At 73.3% G+C, this 345-nt stretch carries 1 protein-coding gene; it reads right to left on the reverse strand.

Going from position 1 to position 345, the window contains the following annotated elements; translation table 11 throughout:
• Positions 1-345 (reverse strand): acyltransferase domain-containing protein (locus ADK41_RS09920; protein ID WP_159043955.1); only part of this gene is annotated, 345 nt, incomplete at both ends.

Below are 345 nucleotides of genomic sequence, written 5' to 3' on the forward strand. Positions count from 1 at the left end.
GCTGCGGAGGGCGACGACACGGGCGGCGTCCTCCAGGGACAGCGCCCCGGCCACACACGCCGCGGCGATCTCCCCCTGCGAGTGCCCCACCACGGCCGCCGGCTCGACCCCGCAGGACCGCCACACCTCCGCCAACGACACCATCACCGCGAACAGCACCGGCTGCACCACATCCACCCGCTCGAGCCCCCCACCCGAGCGCAGCACATCCGCCAACGACCAGTCCGTGTGCGGAGCGAGCGCCGCCGCACACTCGGCGATCCGGGCCGCGAACACCGCATCCGAAGCAAGGAGTTCACGCGCCATCCCCGGCCACTGCGACCCCTGCCCGGGGAACACGAACAC

The sequence above is a fragment of the Streptomyces caelestis genome (genome assembly GCF_001279005.1).
In the GTDB taxonomy this organism is placed as follows: Bacteria; Actinomycetota; Actinomycetes; order Streptomycetales; family Streptomycetaceae; genus Streptomyces; species Streptomyces heliomycini.